17 protein-coding genes and 2 pseudogenes are annotated in these 16,514 nt (G+C 68.4%); 14 read left to right on the plus strand and 5 right to left on the minus strand.

The window, feature by feature from the left end; genetic code table 11:
• Positions 1 to 41: 41 nt before the first annotated feature.
• Positions 42 to 1,442 carry a dihydrolipoyl dehydrogenase gene (gene lpdA, locus MYF83_RS32025; RefSeq protein WP_248964491.1) on the minus strand — a complete coding sequence of 467 codons (1,401 nt, stop codon included), beginning with the start codon at positions 1,440 to 1,442 and terminating at the stop codon, positions 42 to 44.
• 486 nt (positions 1,443 to 1,928) lie between these two features.
• On the opposite strand from lpdA, the gene MYF83_RS32030 reads away from it, so the two are divergent.
• Positions 1,929 to 2,342 (plus strand): hypothetical protein, encoded by a 414-nt coding sequence (locus MYF83_RS32030; RefSeq protein ID WP_248964492.1) that lies wholly within the window; start codon positions 1,929 to 1,931, stop codon positions 2,340 to 2,342.
• A 120-nt stretch (positions 2,343 to 2,462) separates the two neighbouring features.
• Here MYF83_RS32030 and MYF83_RS32035 read toward each other — a convergent pair whose 3' ends face one another.
• Positions 2,463 to 2,882: a hypothetical protein gene (locus tag MYF83_RS32035; protein WP_248964493.1), complete on the minus strand. Its 420-nt coding sequence runs from the start codon at positions 2,880 to 2,882 to the stop codon at positions 2,463 to 2,465.
• Positions 2,883 to 3,070: 188 nt separating this feature from the next.
• Here MYF83_RS32035 and MYF83_RS32040 point away from each other — a divergent pair, with 188 nt between their 5' ends.
• Both MYF83_RS32040 and MYF83_RS32045 read left to right on the plus strand, forming a co-directional pair.
• Positions 3,071 to 3,664 (plus strand): ArsR/SmtB family transcription factor, encoded by a 594-nt coding sequence (locus tag MYF83_RS32040; RefSeq protein WP_248964494.1) that lies wholly within the window; start codon positions 3,071 to 3,073, stop codon positions 3,662 to 3,664.
• A gap of 98 nt (positions 3,665 to 3,762) precedes the next feature.
• Positions 3,763 to 4,308: a DinB family protein gene (locus tag MYF83_RS32045; RefSeq protein WP_248964495.1), complete on the plus strand. Its 546-nt coding sequence runs from the start codon at positions 3,763 to 3,765 to the stop codon at positions 4,306 to 4,308.
• 530 nt (positions 4,309 to 4,838) lie between these two features.
• On the opposite strand, the gene MYF83_RS32050 is transcribed toward MYF83_RS32045, so the two are convergent.
• Positions 4,839 to 5,690 (minus strand): DUF72 domain-containing protein, encoded by an 852-nt coding sequence (locus MYF83_RS32050; protein ID WP_308201531.1) that lies wholly within the window; start codon positions 5,688 to 5,690, stop codon positions 4,839 to 4,841.
• A gap of 120 nt (positions 5,691 to 5,810) precedes the next feature.
• Between MYF83_RS32050 and MYF83_RS32055 the strand changes: the two genes are divergently transcribed.
• The 7 genes and pseudogenes from MYF83_RS32055 (at position 5,811) to MYF83_RS32085 (ending at position 11,879) form a co-directional block, all read left to right on the plus strand.
• A complete protein-coding gene (locus MYF83_RS32055) occupies positions 5,811 to 6,965 on the plus strand; it encodes a methyltransferase (protein ID WP_248964497.1) in 1,155 nt (384 codons plus the stop codon).
• 119 nt (positions 6,966 to 7,084) lie between these two features.
• Entirely contained in the window at positions 7,085 to 8,179 is a 1,095-nt protein-coding gene (locus tag MYF83_RS32060) for a DUF418 domain-containing protein (RefSeq protein ID WP_248964498.1), read from the plus strand.
• A gap of 24 nt (positions 8,180 to 8,203) precedes the next feature.
• Positions 8,204 to 8,539 (plus strand): annotated as a pseudogene (locus tag MYF83_RS32065) (ester cyclase); the annotation flags it as partial.
• A gap of 186 nt (positions 8,540 to 8,725) precedes the next feature.
• A pseudogene (locus MYF83_RS32070) lies at positions 8,726 to 8,893 on the plus strand (tautomerase family protein); the annotation flags it as partial.
• Between the two features lie 171 nt (positions 8,894 to 9,064).
• On the plus strand, positions 9,065 to 9,553 hold the full coding sequence (locus MYF83_RS32075; protein WP_248964500.1) for a glutathione peroxidase: 489 nt from the start codon (positions 9,065 to 9,067) through the stop codon (positions 9,551 to 9,553).
• Positions 9,554 to 9,646: 93 nt separating this feature from the next.
• Positions 9,647 to 10,690 (plus strand): questin oxidase family protein, encoded by a 1,044-nt coding sequence (locus MYF83_RS32080; protein WP_248964501.1) that lies wholly within the window; start codon positions 9,647 to 9,649, stop codon positions 10,688 to 10,690.
• 349 nt (positions 10,691 to 11,039) lie between these two features.
• Positions 11,040 to 11,879 carry a siderophore-interacting protein gene (locus tag MYF83_RS32085; RefSeq protein ID WP_248964502.1) on the plus strand — a complete coding sequence of 280 codons (840 nt, stop codon included), beginning with the start codon at positions 11,040 to 11,042 and terminating at the stop codon, positions 11,877 to 11,879.
• Positions 11,880 to 12,152: 273 nt separating this feature from the next.
• On the opposite strand, the gene MYF83_RS32090 is transcribed toward MYF83_RS32085, so the two are convergent.
• The gene (locus MYF83_RS32090) at positions 12,153 to 12,422 is read right to left on the minus strand and encodes a MerR family transcriptional regulator (RefSeq protein ID WP_248964503.1); all 270 of its coding nucleotides are present in this window, start codon (positions 12,420 to 12,422) and stop codon (positions 12,153 to 12,155) included.
• A 156-nt stretch (positions 12,423 to 12,578) separates the two neighbouring features.
• On the opposite strand from MYF83_RS32090, the gene MYF83_RS32095 reads away from it, so the two are divergent.
• The 4 genes from MYF83_RS32095 to MYF83_RS32110 all read left to right on the plus strand — a co-directional run bounded on the left by MYF83_RS32095 (position 12,579) and on the right by MYF83_RS32110 (position 15,279).
• Positions 12,579 to 13,079, plus strand: a complete 501-nt coding sequence (locus MYF83_RS32095) for a GNAT family N-acetyltransferase (RefSeq protein ID WP_248964504.1) — start codon at positions 12,579 to 12,581, stop codon at positions 13,077 to 13,079.
• Between the two features lie 321 nt (positions 13,080 to 13,400).
• Complete coding sequence (locus MYF83_RS32100) at positions 13,401 to 13,748, plus strand: hypothetical protein (protein WP_248964505.1); 348 nt, start codon at positions 13,401 to 13,403, stop codon at positions 13,746 to 13,748.
• Between the two features lie 38 nt (positions 13,749 to 13,786).
• On the plus strand, positions 13,787 to 14,824 hold the full coding sequence (locus MYF83_RS32105) for an ankyrin repeat domain-containing protein (protein ID WP_248964506.1): 1,038 nt from the start codon (positions 13,787 to 13,789) through the stop codon (positions 14,822 to 14,824).
• Positions 14,825 to 15,099: 275 nt separating this feature from the next.
• Complete coding sequence (locus MYF83_RS32110) at positions 15,100 to 15,279, plus strand: recombinase family protein (RefSeq protein WP_248964507.1); 180 nt, start codon at positions 15,100 to 15,102, stop codon at positions 15,277 to 15,279.
• Positions 15,280 to 15,293: 14 nt separating this feature from the next.
• Here MYF83_RS32110 and MYF83_RS32115 read toward each other — a convergent pair whose 3' ends face one another.
• Positions 15,294 to 16,391, minus strand: coding sequence for an ABC transporter substrate-binding protein (locus MYF83_RS32115; RefSeq protein ID WP_248964508.1), 1,098 nt, complete (start codon positions 16,389 to 16,391; stop codon positions 15,294 to 15,296).
• Positions 16,392 to 16,514: the final 123 nt, after the last annotated feature.

Raw genomic sequence — 16,514 nt, forward strand, 5'->3', positions numbered from 1 at the left:
GTGGCACCGCTTCGCTCACGACCGGACCGCCGGGCGGACGATCACATATTGATCATGTGGCCGGCGAGGCCGTGGACGGCCTCCTTGACCGCTTCGCCGAGCGTCGGGTGCGCGTGCACGTTGCGCGCCACCTCGTGGACGGTCAGGTCCCACTGCTGGGCGAGCGTCAGCTCGGGCAGCAGTTCGGTGACCTCGGGCCCGATCAGGTGAGCGCCGAGCAGCTCTCCGTACTGTTCGTCGCTGAGCAGCTTGACGAACCCGACGGTGTCTCCCAGGCCGTGGGCCTTGCCGTTCGCCGAGAAGGGGAACTTGGCGACCTTCACCTGGAAGCCCTTTTCGCGCGCCTGCGCCTCGGTGTACCCGAAGCTCGCGATCTGCGGCTGGCAGTAGGTCGCGCGCGGGATCATGATGTAGTCGAGCTCCATCGTCTCCGCGTCCGCGATCGTCTCCGCCGCGACGATGCCCATCGCCTCGGCCGCGTGCGCGAGCATGAGCTTGGCCGTCACGTCGCCGATGGCGAAGATGTGCGGCACGCTCGTGCGGCACCGCCCGTCGATGTCGATGGCTCCCCGGTCGGTCAGGCGCACCCCGGTGTTCTCCAGGCCGTACCCCTCGACGCGCGGCTGGAAGCCGATGGCCTGCAGCACCTTGCCGGCTTCGAGCGTCCGCTGCTCGCCACCGCGCGACACCGTGACGCGCACCTTGTCACCGGACTCGTCGATGGACTCCACCCGGGTCGAGGTGAGGACCTCGATGCCGAGCCGCTTGTAGCGGCGTGCCAGCTCGGCGGAGACCTCCTCGTCCTCCAGGGGCACGATGCGGTCGAGGAACTCGACGATCGTCACCTTGACCCCGTAGTTGTGCAGCACGTACGCGAACTCGACGCCGATGGCGCCCGCGCCCGCGATGACGATGCTCTCGGGAAGCGTGTCGCTGAGGATCTGCTCCTCGTAGGTCACGACCCGCTCGCTGATCGACGTGCCGGGCAGCAGCCGCGTCGTCGCGCCGGCCGCGATGATGCAGTGGTCGAACGTCACCGCTTCCGTGCCGCCGCCGGTACGGGCGACCTGCAGGGTGTTGGCGTCGGTGAAGGTGCCCCGGCCGTCGTACTCGGTGATGCCGTTCTTCTTCATGAGGTAGTGAACGCCCTTGACGCGCCCGTCGGCGACCTTCCGGCTCCGCTTGAACGCCTCGGAGTAGTCGAAGGTGACCTGGCCGTCCACGTGGATGCCGAAGGTCTTGGCCTCCTGGGTGAACAGGTAGGCGAGCTCGGCGTTGCGCAGCAGCGCCTTGGAGGGGATGCAACCCACGTTGAGGCAGACACCACCCCAGTACCGTTCCTCGACGACGGCCACGCTGAGGCCGAGCTGGGCGGCCCGGACGGCCGCGACATACCCACCGGGGCCTGCCCCGAGAACCACGACGTCATAATGAGCAGTCATGCACCGGACCATATGTGGTACCGGCGTACGGCGTCTCACCGGGGTCGGCCTGCCCAGCGGCCACCTGGCGGGAAACGGTCGACCTTGTCGCGATATCGGCGTACTTCTCCACCAGCCTCGCCCCTCGACTTTGTCACACTAAAGCGCCCTGCATCCGTATGCAACGGACACAGACCCGGAAATACCATTAATGGCCATTCAGAGCCAGGTTCCCGGAATAGACACGGGCGCGGGCGCGGAATCCTCGGCCGCAGCGCGCCTCGCTATAACAAGATCAAGACGAGCATGTCGGGCGAAGTCGGGAAATATCGAACCGAAGACCACAACAAGAGATTAAGCACATAGCAAAAGTGGAAGTTATTCGTTTGTCACCCGTCGCGCCAGGAAAACAAGACAAGTAGCCAGACTCACTGAGTCACTACAGCAATCACCTGCATTACCGGTGAATGCCATCAACTACCCGAAGTCGTCCAAGGGGGACACGCAATGCCCGAGGTCAAGAAGTTCTTGAGCACGCTTACGGTCGGCGCCGCACTCACCGGGGGCATGCTCGGCCTAGGCTCCGCGACCACGACCACCAGCGCCAACGCGGCCACCACGATCAGCATGGGCACCTCGGACGGCCACCGGGAGTGGGCCCGCAACCGCAACCGCAACTACAACCGGAATCGCGCCTGGGCCCGGAACTGGAACCGGACCTTCGCCCGTAGCTGGGCCCGCAACTTCGCCCGCCACCTGAACCGCAGCGCAAGCCGTAGCCGCAACATCAACCGCCAGGCTCAGGCCATCAACATCAGGCTGGTGTTCCCGAGCCAACTCGGCGCGCCGGTGTCCGCCTCCGTGACGTCCACGCCGACGTCGACCTCGACGGCGCCGACGACGACGACGAAGATCCCGTAGCACTGAACAACCCGGCTCCCGTTCTCGAGTGGATCGTGGCCCCCGTCGCAGGGGCCACGATCCGCGGGGAACGCGGGCATCGGGTCATCCCCCCGTATCCGCTCAACGCGGCCGTGACGGTCAGGAGCTCCGGGTGGCCGCGCGCGAGGACCACACCCAGACGAGCAGGGCCACATCGAGGCCGAACAACATGACGCCGCTCGGAACGTGCGTGCCCAGCATCTCCGTGGTGAAGTGCTGACCCATGCCGATGAGGAACAGGGCCAGGCTCGCGAGGGCGGGCCAGCCGGCGCCCCGTCCCGGCCGCCACACGAGCACCGCGGCGATGATCTGGACCAGGGCGATCAGGTGCACGACCATGCCCGCCATGACGTGGGTCTCCGCGAGGGCCTCTCCGCCCTTGACCCCCTGCCCGGCGAACGACGCGGCGACGATGAGGCCGGCCGCCTGGGCGGTCACGAGGATCCGCAACGTCCACAGCAGCCCTGGGGAGACGCGGTCGCGGTGGTGGAGCGTCTTCGTGGTCATGACTTCCTGCATGGAGCCCTCCTTGGTCCGGTGATCGGGCTCATCGTGACGGCCGGCCCTCCCCGCGGTCGTCAGCCCGTCGGCGGACCGGCCCTCCACCGCGTGACGGAGCCGTCCCGACTCCCACGGCCTCCGACAACTTCGAAAGTCTTGACAATTTATTCTTTCGGTGAGACCGTTGATACATGTTGGATGTAGCGGTGATCGAGGACCCGGCGGCGGCCGAGGTCTCGCTCGATCCGGTGAGGGCCCGGCTGCTGTCCGAACTGTCCGTGCCGGGGTCGGCGACGATGCTGGCGGCCAAGGTCGGCCTGCCACGGCAGAAGGTGAACTACCACCTCAAAACGCTGGAGCGGTACGGGCTGGTCGAGCTGGTGGAGGAGCGGCGCAAGGGCAACGTCACCGAGCGGGTGATGCGGGCGACCGCGGCCTCCTACGTGATCTCTCCGATCGCGCTCGCCCAGGTGCAGCCCGACCCCTCGCGCGCGCCCGATCAGCTGTCGGCGCGCTGGCTGCTGGCCGTGGCGGCCCGGCTGGTGCGCGATGTGGGCCAGCTGATCACCGGGGCGGCCAAGGCGCGCAAGAAGGTCGCGACGTTCGCGATCGACGGCGAGATCCGGTTCGCCTCGGCGGCCGACCGGGCCGCCTTCGCCACCGAGCTGGCCGAGGCGGTGACCGCGCTGGTCGGCAAGTACCACGACGAGACGGCGGAAGGCGGCCGCGACCACCGCGTCATCGTCGCCGTCCACCCCAGCGTCTCGACCGAAACGCCCGCCCCCGGGAAGGAGTCGTGAGACATCCCTGCCGATGCCAGGTGCCGCGCCCGCCGGCGTGACGGCTCGTCGCCCGGCCGGCGCGGTTCTGTCGGACCGTTCTGGCATGCTCCGGGAGCATGACCGAGATCCCTCCGGAGAACTACTCGCAGCGCTGGGCCGACGACACCCGCGTGGTGCCCCCGCTGACCGGCGATGAGCGCGAGACCCTGACCGCGGCGCTCGACTGGCAGCGCGCGACGTTCGAGCTGAAGTGCTCCGGCATCCCCGCTGAGCGGCTGTCGGAGAAGTCCGTGCCGCCGTCCGGTCTGAGCCTGCACGGCCTGGTCCGCCATCTCGCCGCGGTGGAACGATGGTGGTTCCGCCTGCAGTTCGCCGGTGAGGACCTCCCGCTGCTGTACTACTCCGATGAGGATCCCGACCAGGACTTCGACTCCCTGGACGGCGACATCGCCGAGGCCTTCGCGGTCTGGCGGGCGGAGTGCGGCCACGCCCGCCGCATCATCGACGGCGCTCCCTCCCTCGACCAGACCGGCATTCGCGCGAAGACCGGAGAGCCCATCTCGCTACGTCGCATCCTCGTCGACATGATCGCCGAATACGCGCGGCACAACGGGCACGCCGACCTCCTCCGCGAGCGCATCGACGGCGCCACCGGCTACTGACGCCCGGTCCGCCTCGGGCGCCGGGCGACGGAAGCCGTAGGTCTCGTACCGCTTGGTACCGCCGATCGGTACAGCTCTCCGGTCCACGCCTCCTCGAAGGACCCGTTGCGCCCGTCCGGGCGCTTCGTACCGTCGTCCCCTGAGGCGTCAGGCGAGCCAGGAGCCCGGTCACAGGCGGTGTGACCGGGCTCCTGGAAAGGGTCAGTGAAACCGGTCCCCGGGGACAGGCCGCTGGTCAGGCGCTGGTAGTCGGTGCCGTAGCCGCGACGCTGCTGGTAGGCCCGGTACGAGCCGTGCCGGGCGTCGGCCCAGCGGTCGAATGACGCCGGGAGCGGGCCACAGCGCCGAGACGATCATCTGTCCGTCCCCGGCCTGCGGCCGGTACCGCTCCGGGTACTTCGACACCTGCACGCGCTGGCAGACGTCGCCCACCACCGCGGACTGCCAGGCCCGGCCTGATCGCCGTGCGCGTCGCCGGCCAGGACCAGGACCAGTTGTTGCGTCATGTGCGGCTCTGGGCCAGAACTCTGTCAGAAAAGGGTCAGCGGCTCGATCGGCATCGGTTCGGGCAGCGGATCGATCTCGGGCAGCCGGGCCCGAACGTCGTCGTGGAAACGGCGAGCGAGCATCAGCGCGTCGGCGTTGTCGGGGGTATGGATGAACACGGTCGGCGACCGGCCTTCGCGAAGCCATTCCGCGACCGTGCCGACCCAGTGCCGCCAGCCCTCGACCGTGCGCGCCGTGTCGTCCCGCCCGAGGTAGCGGACGATCGGACGGTCGGTGAGAGCGGACGACCGGCGCGGCACGCGCGGTTTCTTCGTCCACGCGTCTCGTTCGGCGTCACTGGTCGGCGGGCTCTGGAAGAAGGCGGTGGTGTCGAACGGGATCCACTCGGCGTCAGCGCCGGCGAGAACCCTTTCGAGCAGCCGTGCGGATCGCTCGTCATCGAAGAACGCGCGGTGGCGGACCTCGACGGCGTATCTGTACGAGCGGGGAAGCCGGCGAAGAAAGCCCGCCAGCGTGCCGAGGTCGTTCGGACCGAACGATCCCGGCAACTGGACCCAGAGGGCGTGGGCTCGCGGCCCGAGCGGCTCGATCGCCTCCAGGAACGATCGGAGCTCCTCGTCGACGCCGGTGAGACGACGCTCGTGCGTGATCGCCTTGGACAGCTTGACCACGAACCGGAAGTCGGGGGTGGTCTGCGCCGCCCACGACTCCACGGTGCTCCTCGCCGGAGTCGCGTAGAACGTCGTGTTTCCCTCCACCGCGTTGCACCAGGTCGCATAGGACCGCAGGCGCTCGCCGGGAGGGAGCGGATGAGGCAGAAAGCGCCCCTGCCATGGCGTGTGCGTCCACATCGCGCATCCCACATGAAGCCGCATGACCCCGACGCTATCCAAGGCCCGCGGAACAGGCCGAACGTTCCGCTCCGCGTACGCGGCCGGCCCAGGCAAGGCGGGATGTGACCGGCGGCATCGAGCGACTCGCTAGCCTAGGGCGCGATGAACCGTTTGACGACGTCGAGAGGTGAGTTCGACCTCACCCGCTTCCCCGAGGATCCCCGTGACCCGCTTCGCGCCTGGGACGCCGCCGACGAATATCTGCTGCGGGACCTCGACGGAATCGACGGCGGGCCGACGGACCTGTCGGGCACCGTGGTCGTGCTGGGCGATCGATGGGGCGCCCTGGTCACCGCGATCGCCGATCACCATCCCGTGCAGATCACCGACTCCTTCCTCAGCCAGGAGGCGACCCGCGCGAACCTGGAGCGCAACGGGGTCGCCGCGGACGCGGTGCGGCTCCGCACGACCAGGGACGCGCCTCCGGACCGGATCGACGTGCTGCTCATCCGGGTTCCCAAGAGCCTCGCGCTCCTTGAGGACCAGTTGCACCGCCTCGCACCCCACGTGCACGCGGGCACCGTGGTCGTCGGCGCCGGGATGGTCACCGAGATCCATAACTCGACGCTGAAGCTGTTCGAACGGATCCTCGGGCCGACCAGGACGTCGCTGGCGGCGAAGAAGGCACGGCTCATCTTCTGCTCGCCGGACCCTAGGCTCCCCCGGGCGGCCAACCCCTGGCCGCGTAGTTACACGCTGCCCACCGGCATCGGAGCCGTCTCCGGCCTGACCGTCACCAACCACGCGGGCATCTTCTGCGCCGACCGCCTCGACGTCGGCACCCGCTTCTTCCTGCGGAACCTGCCGCCGCGCCATGGACGCGAACACGTCGTGGACCTGGGCTGCGGCAACGGGGTGATCGGGCTCGCCGCGGCACTGAGCAACAGCGAGGCTCAGGTGACGTTCATCGACGAGTCGTACCAGGCGCTGGCCTCGGCGGAGGCGACATTCCGGGCGAACGTCGACGCGGGCACCACCGCGCGGTTCCTGGCGGCCGACGGCATGTCAGATGTACCCGCGGGGACGGTGGACCTGGTGCTGAACAACCCGCCGTTTCACACGCACCGCGCGACCACCGACGCGACGGCCTGGCGCATGTTCAACGGGTCACGCGCCGCGCTACGCCGCGGCGGCGAACTGTGGGTGGTCGGCAACCGGCATCTCGGCTACCACGCGAAGCTCCGCCGGCTCTTCGGCAATTGCGAGGTCGCCGCGAGCGACCCCCGGTTCGTCGTCCTGCGCGCCGTCAAGCGCTGACCGCACGGCGAACCGGCCGAAAGTACGGTGGCAGACGGCGCGAATCCCGCTTTCGGCCAATGCCTGGCAACGGGCCGGGCCCGCAGGATGAGCGCATGCCCCCCGAAGATCCCCATCCTGTGTTGAAAGCCGATGGCCTGACCGAGCGTCCCGGCGGCCGTCCGGCTCCTGACTCCCGCGACCGGCGCCCGGACGACGACGGTCCGGGAGGCCCTGCGGCGACCTCCCCCGGCCGGCCGCGTATCGCCGCGCTCGACGTAGTGCGCGGGTTCGCGCTGTGCGGGATCCTGCTGGCCAACATCCAGCCGATAGCCAACGCCGGCGACATCATCTTGGCGCCTTCGGCGACAGGCCCGCAGGACGTGAACGCGTGGGTGGGCCTGCTCGTCGAGCAGCGCTTCTTCCCGATCTTCTCTCTGCTGTTCGGTATCGGGTTCTCACTGCTGCTGGACTCCGCCGCCAACCGCGCCGCCCGTCCGCGGCTGATCCTGCTGCGCCGGCTTCTGGTGCTGCTCGGGGTCGGCCTGGTGCACTTCCTGCTGCTGTGGCAGGGCGACATCCTGAGCACCTATGCCGTCGTCGGCCTGCTGGTGCTGCTGCCCTCGACCTGGCTGCCGCGCTGGGCCGTCGCCGGTCTCGCCGCCGCGCTCGTCGCGGCATCGTTGATCGTCGGTGCTGACAGGACGCTGCTGGTCGCCGGGCTGTTCCTGCTCGGCTCGGCACTGGTCCGGTACGGGGTGATCGCACGGATGGAGCAGTCCACGTGGGTTCCGGCCGTGCTGGGCCTGGCATTGGCGGCGGGAGCGGCGCCTGTCCTGTGGCTGCAGGCCGGGGTGCGGTCCGGCGACGCGCACTTCGGCCGCTTGATGGCCGGGGCCGGGTTGCTGCTCGCGGGGGTGTACGTGTGCGCCCTGCTGGTCCTGCTCAGGACGCCGTTCCGCCGGGCGCTGCAGGCCGTCTTCGCACCGCTGGGCCGGATGGCGCTGACCAACTACCTGACCGCCACGCTCCTCGTCCTGGCGGTCGCGCACGTCGTCAACGGCCCGCCGGACGGCTGGCCGCTGACGACGGTGTTCCTGATCGCCGCCGTCATCCTCACCGCCCAGTGGGTGTTCTCCACCCTCTGGCTGCGCCGATACCGCTTCGGCCCCCTCGAGTGGCTCTGGCGCTGGGCCACCTGGGCCCACCGTCCACCCCTGCGCCGCACCCACTGACCGCTTTGACACTACGTCACGCCGACCGGCATAGCGGAAGGACATGAGCAGATCGCCTGGCTCTACGAGCAGTTCTTCAAGGGCTTCCCGGACTATCACCTGACGGCGTGGTTCGAGGTCGACGAGTGCGACAACCCCGCGGTCACGGAATGGACGATCACCGGCACCCATACGGGCCCCTTCCTGCTGCCCGACGGGCGTGAACTGGAAGGAACCGGCCGTTACATCATCGTCCGAGCGACGTGCGCTTCGTTCGTCGAGAACGGCAAGATCACCACGCACCGGGAATACTACGATCAGCTGGAGCTCTACAGCCAACTCGGCTTCGGCCTGACGGAACTCAACGCCGCCCACGCCTAGCCCGTATCGCCGGTCACCCCCGCATGAGCGACGGCCTCTGGGCGTCGAGGAGACGGTCAAGCCGTCAGCTCACGACGCCGCCGAAGCCGAAGGTGTCGACCGGGGGCGCCGACGGCGAGGAGGTCCCGGTACGCCGTCACTCGCGAGGGAACCGAGCCCGGCGCGGACTCCGCCACCGCCGAGCAGAAGGCCGCGCTCATTCACGGCGTGAGCGAGCTGCTGCTCGACGTGCTCGGCAAACCGCTGGACTCCACCTTTGCCATCATCGACGAGGTCGAAACGGAGAACTGGGGCCGGGGCGGCCTGCCGGTCGAGCGGTTCCGCGCCGCACAGCGCGCACGTCACTCCGAATAGGCCGCTCCGGCGCTTTCGACCTGAGGCGCACGCCGCGACATGAGGCACTCAAGGAGATCATGAACACCCGCGATCCGTTCCCCGAAAGCTCCCCGGCGGGACGGATCCGAGCAGGCGGACATGGTCCTGGGCGACGCCATGCCTGGCACCCTGTCCGGTTAAGGTGCATTCATGAGTCTTCGTGATATCCCGGTGCGCACGCTGGCCGATGCGCCCACCACGTTGGGAGAACTCACCGGCGACGCGGCGACCCTGGTGGTCAACGTGGCGTCGAAGTGCGGTCTCACCCCGCAGTACGCCGGACTGGTCCGGCTTCAGGAACGGTTCGGCGAGCGCGGTTTCACGGTCGTCGGCGTGCCCTGCAACCAGTTCGCGGGCCAGGAACCGGGATCGGCGGAGCAGATCCAGGACTTCTGTGTCACGACCTACGGCGTGGACTTCCCCCTGCTGGAGAAGGCCGACGTCAACGGCGAGAACCGCCACCCGCTCTACGCGTCCCTGGTGGAGACCCCGGACGCCTCGGGTGACGCGGGCGACATCCAGTGGAACTTCGAGAAGTTCCTCCTCGACCGCCAAGGCAACGTCGTCGCCCGGTTCCGCCCGCGCGCCGACCCCGAGGACCCGGCCATCGTCGAAGCCATCGAAAAGGCGATCGGCTAAGCGAACGGGCCTGAAAGGACTAAGTCCGATGGAGTAGGCCTGCCGGTCCTTGGACCGAAGCGTGCGCCGTCAGGCATGGCTAACGTCGGTGTCATGCGTACCGAAGACCTGTTGGACGAGGCGTACGAGCGGCTGCACCGGACGGGGCCGGAGTTCGAGGGCTGGCTGACCAATCACGGTCCGATGGCCGCCGAATCAATGGTCAGGCGCGGGCACGCACGCGAGGTCCACCGCTGGCTCGACGGCTACGTTCGCCGTTTGGAGGAACTGCCGCGCGGCACTTGGCCCATCGCCGCCGACGACTGGCGAGCGGCACTGGGAGATCCGCATCGCCTCGGCGACTGGCTGGCCTTTTTCGATCGTGAAGTGAGAGAACAACCCTGGCGTGCCGTACTGGAGACCTGGTGGCCGAGGCTACTGCCCGGCATCGCAGCCGGCGCCACCCACGGAGTGATTCGTACCGGGCACGCGGTCCATGCCTTGTCGAGCCACGAAGACGGACCGCGGCTGGCCGAATTCGGCCAGGCCCTCGGCTACTGGGCGGCGCGCTGGCAACCGGTCCCGGCGACCGCCGCGCCATCCGGCTCCGCCGGCTCCCCGCACGCCCTCGCCGGCATCCCGCGCGTGCCCGACCAGCAGAAAGGCATCAACCACCGGCTCGACCAGCTCGCCGGCGTCCCCGACTGGACGTCCGCGCTCTCCGCGCTGAAACCAGCCGCCGACGCCGAGCAGGCCCGTGACCGGATCGCCGAATTGGCGGATGCGGCCACCTTGCGCTACCTCTCCAGCGCGCACGGCTCCGCCATCATGCTGGTCCACTCCGCGACCGCGCCGACAGCCGTACTACGCACCTTGCCCGCACTACCCACCACCCTCTGGGTTGCGAGCCTGGCCGCCGCGTGGACGGCAAGCGCCGCGGTCACCGCCGCCTACGCCCCCGCCGAACTCATGCCCAGGACGAGCCTGCCCACCGCACCCGGCTCTGCGGAGGAGGTGTTCGCCCGCGCCGTTCTTCACCAGGACGAGCACGTCATCAAACTCGCCGACACCTGCCTCGACGTCTACCAGCGCACCAGTGACCCTGACGCCCTCGCCGCGGTGATCCGCGCCATGGACCTCATCGAATCGGGCAGCTGACCGACACGTTGGAGGGCCTGCCTCGCGCGGACCACGCGACGGACGTCTTCTATCCTGGGGAACGCGGCGCGGCGACCACGGCCGCGCGAGCCGAGAAGGGGATTCCGGTGGCCGGGAAGGTGTGGAACGAGGTCAGCAGCGCCACTGACCGCCTGGGCGTGCCGCTTCCCAGCACAGCGACCGCCTCTGCGCGTCCCTGACCTGGAGGTCCGCGATCGACTCCGTGGCGATCGACCGCTGCCGGTGTGGCACCGGCGGGCACGACGCCCGGCCCTTCCGGGTACCTGCCGTGCCACCATCCCGAAACCCTGTGGACGGACGCCTCAGGGCATCTACCGAAGGAGCACGCATGGCTGAACGTCCGGGACGCAGGAACCCGCAGATCACCCACGCGCAGGTGCAGCGAGTCGAGCGGCTCACCCCCCACATGATCCGAGTCGTGCTGGGTGGCCCCGGCCTGGCGGGGTTCACCGCGGGCCAGTACACCGACCACTACATCAAGCTGCTGTTCCCCGCCGAAGGTGTGACGTACCCGGAACCCTTCGACCTCCAGCACATCCGCGCCGAGTTCCCGCGCGAGCAGTGGCCGCGGATGCGCACCTACACCGTGCGCCGCTGGAACGCCGAGGAACGCGAGCTGTCCGTCGACTTCGTCTACCACGGGCCGGAAGGCCTCGCCGGACCATGGGTCGCCAGTGTCCAACCCGGCGACGAGGTGCGCTTCACCGGCCCCGGCGGCGCCTACGCTCCGGACTCGGCCGCGGATTGGCACCTGCTCGCCGGCGACGAGAGCGCACTCCCCGCCATCTCAGCCGCGCTGGAGCGGCTGCCGCAGGACGCGCGGGCACACGCCTTCATCGAGGTCAGCGGCCCTGAGGAGGAGCAGAAGCTGGAATCGCCCGGCAACGTCTCGATCACTTGGCTGCACCGGGGCGACGCCCGCGTCGGCGACGCCCTCGTCCGCGCGATCCGCGACCTCGACTTTCCCTCTGGTGAGCTCCAGGCATTCGTGCACGGCGAGGCAGGCTTCGTCAAAGAACTCCGGCGGCTGCTGCGCGTCGAGCTCGGCGTGCCCCGGGAGCGGCTGTCCATCTCGGGCTACTGGCGCATCGGCCAGGACGAGGACATCTGGCAGGCCACCAAGCGCGACTGGAACCGCCAGGTCGAGGAGGAGCAGGAGACCACGTGAACCCACGGCGAGCCGGGTCACGCCAGGCGCAGCTGCACCAAGGGTCTCGTTCAGGGTGCCCGAGGAGCTGCGCGAACGCGCCAAGGCCCGCGCCGAACAAGAGGGCAAGACGGTCTCCGCATTGGCCCGAGAAGCCTTTGAACAATTCCTGCAATCAGGCTGATCCGACTGAGGCGCAATTATGCAAGCGGCGGAGGGCTCCCCGCGAGCGACCGTGACTGACCGCTGTTGACCGCCCTTAGTGGCCCGCTAATGGCCGGGCGATTTGGAGGGTCAAGGCGCGGTGCTCACCCGGGGGCAGGGCTTGCCGGCGTCCTTGGCGCGGATGGCCGTGGTGATGATGGTGTCGAGCCTGTCCCGGGTAGTCACCAGGTTGCCGATCTGCTGGTCGATGCGGTCCCGCTCGGCCGACAGCCGGTCGAGTAGCTCGGGCAGCTCGCCGATGCGCGTCGCCGACCTCCTCGACCCACGTTCGGAACGCCTAATCGAGGTCGATGAGCGTGTTATCCAGGTCGAAGAGTGCAGGCCATTGCACAGCCGCACATCTTATGCAGCCTCGTCTCTGGGACCAGCGATCATGCCGCTTCAGAACGCATCAGAGTTGAAAGCGTACCCCTTGAGGCATTGACCAATTAAAATCCACCCGTGGCGACTTCAGACGGGGTGCGTGTCAGGGTTGGGACGGTCGTCGATGCCCCGATGGTGCTAGCTCTGTTCGATCGTGCGGTGGAGTGGCTTGTCGCGCTGGGGCTGGATGGCCAGTGGGGATCGATACCGTGGTCAGCGCAGCCGAAATCTGTCGCGGGAATCACGCGTCTTTCGGGCAGCGGTGGGATGAGGGTGGCAGAGATCGATGGCGTCCCGGTCGGGGCCATGTGGTTGGGCGATGCTCCGGACTTCGTCCCTGCGGTATGTGAGCCAGAGATCTTCATTGACGCGTTCGTCGTCGACCGGCGCTATGCCGGGCACCACATTGGGCAGGTCCTCCTCGACCAAGCTCGAACCGAAGCGACCGGTCGCGGGATCGGGTTGCTCAGGCTCGACTGCTGGGCAGGTGGAGATCAAAAGCTGATCCGCTACTACGAAAGAGCCGGCTTCACTCGCGCCGAACGCTTTACGCTCCCCCACATACTCGATGGCTGGGAGGGACAGGTTCTGACCCAGCGCATCGGATCAGGGCGCATGCCTCATGATCAATGAAACCGCCCACTACTCCCAGCTCAGTGCATTTCGATCGGAGCGGGCGGCTATGGCGCGGAGCATGACTCTCCGAATGAGCCCGCTTCGTGATCGCCACGCACTGCTCCCTTGCCGCCGCTGACGCACGCGAAGGGAGGGACTGGGGTGCGATGGCGGACACCCCAAAACAGGATGATGGGGTACGCTTCCGGTTAGCGTTTCGGGACGCAACCGGTCCGCGGAAAGGGCTCAGCCCACCCGAGCCTCAGTGTGTTCATGGTGTCATTCCTCCTTTTCGGCCCGAAGGTGCGGACGTCGGGCATATCCGAAAGGGAGGTCTTTGTGGCCAACCGTCTGCCCGAAAACCCCAGCCTTGACCACCTGAAGAACGAGGCCAAGCAACTGCTGCGCGGCGTACGTGCGGGCGAGCTCCGCGCGCTAGCGACGGCGGGCGGGTGGTATCCAGGACAGCTGTCAGAACTGCGGTTGGCCGGCGCGCAACTGGTGGTGGCCCGCAAGTACGGCTTCACGAGCTGGTCGCAGCTGCGGGCACAACTGAAGATGGTGGACAAGTTCGCGCGCCGACCACACGAGGTGGGCCCCTCGGCCGACCCCGCAACCGAGTTCCTGCGGCTGGCCTGCCGACCTACCACGGCCCCCCGAGCACCGAGGCCGCGGCGCGGCTGCTAGCCGCCCATCCCCAGATAGCCGACGCGTCGGTGTGGACGATGGCGGCGGTCGGCGACGCCGCGGGGATAGCCCACGCGGTCGCGGTCGACCCCGCATCGGCTCAGGCATACGGCGGGCCGTTCGGCTGGGAACCGCTGCTGTATCTGACCTGTTCACGAGTGGCGCAGGCCAACGCCGTGAGGACGGCGCGGGTCCTGCTGGCGGCGGGAGCAGATCCGAACGCCGGCTACCTGCCTGAGGGCATGGGACCGCCATTCACCGCATTGACCGGGGCCCTGGGCGGGGGAGAACTGGGGCAACCGCCGCACCCGCGGGGCCTGGAGCTGGCCCGAGTGCTCCTGGCGGCCGGGGCGGACGCCAACGACGGCAGAGCCCTGTACAACCGCGGAGTCCTGGGTGACGACACCGGCTACCTGGAGTTGCTGCTGGAGTTCGGCCTTGGCCGCGGGGACGGCGGGCCGTGGAAGGCCAGGCTGGGACGCGTGCAGGACTCGCCGGCCCGCATGCTGGAGAACACCGTGCTGACAGCTGCGTTGCGTGGCCAGGCACGGCAGATACGGTGCCTGCTGGCGCACGGCGCGCCCGCCGACGCCAAGGGTGACGGGCATCCGTTCTTCGGCGGGCACACGGCGCTGGAGCTGGCGCTGCTCGGCGGGCATACGGAGGTCGCGCGACTCCTGGCCGACGCGGGGGCCTCGGGCACGCTACGCGGGCTGGGCGCCGCAGAGGCGGCGATCATGCGAGGGGATCGGGAGCAGGTCGAGCAGCTGCTGAGCGTCGATCCGGGACTGGCCGGGCAACTCCTGACGCGGCGGCGGGATTTGCTCATCAAGGCCGCGGAGTACGGGCGAGTGCCGGCCGTACGGCTGGCCTGCGCGCTGGGCTTCGACGTGAACGCACGCCTCCCATCGACGGCGTTGCACAAGGCGGCGCGGGCAGGCAACCTGCCGATGGTGCGAGCGCTTTTGGAGCTGGGAGCTGACCGGTCACTACGGGAGTCCGATTACGACGCCACCCCGCTGGAGTGGGCACAGTTCGCCGGCCAGGCCGAGGTGGCGGAGCTCTTGAGCCAGTAGCGGCCGGCTCACTAACGAGCCAACGACGGTGAGCGCAGGGCCACCCGGAGGGGGTGCCGATGGTCATCGTCCGCATCGTCCTCCTGCCGGAACCCACTGCCGCGACACGACACTGCCCAGCTACCCCGCATCGCCAGTGCTCTCCACCTCACTCACTGTGCAGAGCACTGGCGATGTCTGCGGCGAAGACATATAGCGGCCCGTTCTCTCCCCAGCAAGCTGATCAGGCCCACCCTGCCACCGAGCACGTTTATGGACACCGCCGGAGGTGGCTGATGACAGTTTGGGCGTACGCACGCGTCTCGACGCGTGATCAGAATCCGCAGCTCCAGCTCGACGCCCTGGCGGCCAGCGGCTACGACGAACTGGTCATGGAAAAGGAGTCCGGCATCGGTACTGGTGAGCTCGCCTATTCAACTGTCGCGAGTTATCGGCAACGTGGACCTCGATGGTGACTGTCCGTGCTCTCTCAGCTGGCGTGAAGGATGCGAAAGCGATCGGGTTCCGCCGGATCTCGATCAACGACTTGGATGGGCGTCCAAGCCCATTGCCAAACGCTGATGCCTGGCGTGCGGGAGAACCGGATCTGACCGCGGGTGCCTTCGACTGCAACGCGCGGCCAGGTTTCGGCAGTGCGTGCCGAACGCAGCACATCGGCGAGGACGGCGACTGTGTCGTAGCCCTCGAAGGCGACGAAGGAGGGCGCTGCGCCCAGCCGCTCACGGAGGGCCGTCTCGACTCGTGCACCGAGTGGGCTGAGGCGCTCGGGTAGGTAGCGCAAGAACGGGATCGCGGCTCCGTCGTCGCCCAGCAAAGTCGCCCATTCGGCGAACTCCGGTTGCCCGGCCGGAGCACCGATCATGATCTCGGCGAGTCGCTGGTCGCGGCGGACAGACTTGACGATCGATACTGCCAGCTCCGGGTGGCCGACCAGAAGAAGGAGGGCACTCGCGCGATTGCCGACGAGTTCGTCGCACACGGCCGTGGGGCCGAGCGCGCGCATGTCGAGTTCGATGACGGTGCCGCCGCGTGGAGCGAGGCAGTCCCGCAGAATGCGGGCCCCAGCTGCCCAGTACACACTCGGCTGGGCTGCTACGGCGATTCGACTGTGGCCCGCGCTGAGGAGGAAGTCTGCGTAGACCTGCCAGCCGTGGGACTGCGCCGGGGCCAGGCGCGCGACCCATTCCGTCGGCTGTTCGGTGAGCGCGTCGAGAACCGCTGACGAGCAGAGGAATGGCAGGCCGAGCGCGTCGGCCCTGGCAGCAGCGGCGCGAGCGACGACGCTGTGATACTCCCCCGCCAAGGCAGCCACACCCAGGCGAGCCAATTCATCCACGGCCGCCGCGGCCCTCTGTGGATCAGCCGCGGTGTCTCGGACCACCAGCTCGAGTGGTCTTCCGACGATCCCGCCGGCGTCATTAACTTCGCGAACGGCCAGCTCGAGTCCAGCGAGCAAGTGTTGGCCTGCCTGGACCCAGCCGGGCCGAGTTAGCGGAACGAGAGCGCCGATCTGGACGGGTGATCCGTCAGTCCGCTCCGCTACAAGCGGCGATCGTGGCGTATTCATGCGTTGGCGTCTCCCGTGTGACGATTGGGTTGCAGTATGCCCGCATTACAGAGTGGCAACGACCTCGGTACTCGTGGGATCGCCTAGTCAACTGTCACGAGTGTCGACAACGTCAAGTTCAAT

Origin of the sequence: Sphaerisporangium perillae (assembly GCF_023276435.1) — a bacterium.
GTDB lineage: Bacteria > Actinomycetota > Actinomycetes > Streptosporangiales > Streptosporangiaceae > Sphaerisporangium > Sphaerisporangium perillae.